2 protein-coding genes are annotated in these 1808 nt (G+C 61.2%); both read right to left on the bottom strand.

What is annotated here, in order from left to right; all coding sequences use genetic code 11:
• Nucleotides 1-139 precede the first annotated feature (139 nt).
• The gene (locus AC1DX0_RS35430; protein ID WP_477221818.1) at nt 140-586 is read right to left on the bottom strand and encodes a hypothetical protein; all 447 of its coding nucleotides are present in this window, start codon (nt 584-586) and stop codon (nt 140-142) included.
• A 243-nt stretch (nt 587-829) separates the two neighbouring features.
• Nucleotides 830-1669 (bottom strand): hypothetical protein, encoded by an 840-nt coding sequence (locus tag AC1DX0_RS35425; RefSeq protein ID WP_477359107.1) that lies wholly within the window; start codon nt 1667-1669, stop codon nt 830-832.
• Nucleotides 1670-1808 lie beyond the last annotated feature (139 nt).

The raw sequence follows: 1808 nt of genomic DNA, 5'->3' as shown, positions 1-1808 counted from the left end.
CCCCTCTCCCCGTCACTATACGGGGAGAGGATGCCGGCAGGCAGGTGAGGGGCAGCGCAAACACGTGTAGATCGCTCGGCAAAGAAAGCCGCGAACCTTGCGGCTCGTGGGCCTTTCTTCGTTGAGCTATTGCTGGCGATCAGGTCTTCAGCTTGGCATTGCACAGGCTGTAATAGCCGCCACCCTTCTGGATCCACTTGAGGCCGCTCAACGTTCCTGCATCCTTGTTGCTATGGTAGCCTTGGAGGCAGGTCTTCATTCGCGCCTTGGCGGGTTTCTCGGCCTGAAACTCGGCCGCGAGCGTGGTCGGGAACGTCACGCCACCCGGCGCTACGGTTGGTGCGGTCGCCGCGCTGGCTTCCTTCTTCGGCTGTTGTGTCGCCGTGTTCGCCTCGGCACTTCCCGTAGCGGACGTTGCGCATTTATCCTTGCGGAAAGCGTTCCAGTCCATGCCGTTCAGGGCGCCGCTTTCCTTGGCGGTCCGATAGGTCTCGCCGCATTCCTTCATCGTCATTGCGTTTCCCGGGATAGCACCCCAGGCAATAAAAGTCGTTGCAGCCAGCGCCGTCAATTTCAAGCCAGACATCAAACCCTCCATATCGAGTACAGATTGAACATCTTTTGTATACTGTTTGTTCTKCWTATGTTCAACTAGAATCTTCTGCCTCACCCAGAAGACCTCCCGCACCCGGCTGCCGGGCGTGGGGCGACCACGCTATCGGTTCAAGGCTTTCGCGGTAGCGGAAGCAGGGCCATTGAGCTTTTCAACGCAACGAAAAGCCCGCGAACCTTGGGCTCGCGGGCTTTGTTTTTCAGATGATGCTGTCGATCAGCTCTTCAGCTTGGCGTTGCASAGGCTGTAGAAGCCGCCRCCYTTCTGGATCCACTTCAGGCCRCYMARCGCGTTGGCGTCCTTGAGRACATAGTACTGGTCGAGGCAGGTGTGCATGCGGCCCTTTCCGGGGGTCTCGCTGGCATATTTCGCCGAGATCGCGGACGGGAATTTGACGCCCTTGGGCGCAACCGTCGTCGGCTTTGCCGGCTCCTTGGTGTAGCTTGCTTCGCTCGGAGCAGGCACGCTGTCGTCATCCGAGGCGCCGGCCCCGCATTCTGCCTTGCGGAAGTCGTTCCACTTCTGACCCTTCAGCGTGTTCGCCGTCTTGGCAGCCTGGTACTTGGTGCTGCACTCGGCCATGGTCAGACCCTTGCCGTCGGCGGCGGCCGCGGCGGCCTTGGTGGTTGCCGGCTTGGTGGTGTCGGCGGCGGCCGATGCACCAGCGGCGCATTCGGCCTTGCGGAAGTCGTTCCACTTCTGGCCGTTCAGCGTGCCGGCAGCCTTCGCCGCCTGGTACTTGGCACTGCATTCCTTGGCCGTCAGGCCCTTGGCCGTGCTGTCAGCCGCCGCGGCCGCAGCCTTGGTGGTCTTGGCCGGTTTGGTTTCGGCTGCCTTCTTCGTGTCGGCCGGCTTGGTGTCCGTGGTGGCGGCGGCGTCGGTGCCGCATTGTGCCTTGCGGAACTGGTTCCAGGTCGCCCCGGCAAGTGTCCCCGCGTCCTTGGCGGCGTTATATTTCGTGCTGCACTCGGCCATCGTCAACGCGTTGGCTGGCGCGGCCAGGAACAACGTCGCTACGGCAAGGCCGGTCAAAGTGGCAAGTCGGTGGATGAGCATAGCGTTTCTCCGTTGCAGCAGCCCATTATACGTCCCCGCGAATCAATAACGCTCAGCGGTCGGTTGCGCCAGATGCTATGTGGCGTATATATCGCCCAAAGCTTGCTCCTCCCGATAAGGTGATGAAGTTGTTGTCGCC

It is taken from the genome of Mesorhizobium sp. P3_A9 (assembly GCF_056402975.1).
Note: the sequence above shows the minus strand (reverse complement) of the source record. Positions and strands in the feature narration are given on the sequence as shown.

Coding starts and splice junctions, on each gene's coding strand:
- AC1DX0_RS35430 (WP_477221818.1), bottom strand. CDS start 586: ATGTCTGGCTTGAAATTGACGGCGCTGGCTGCAACGACTTTTATTGCC.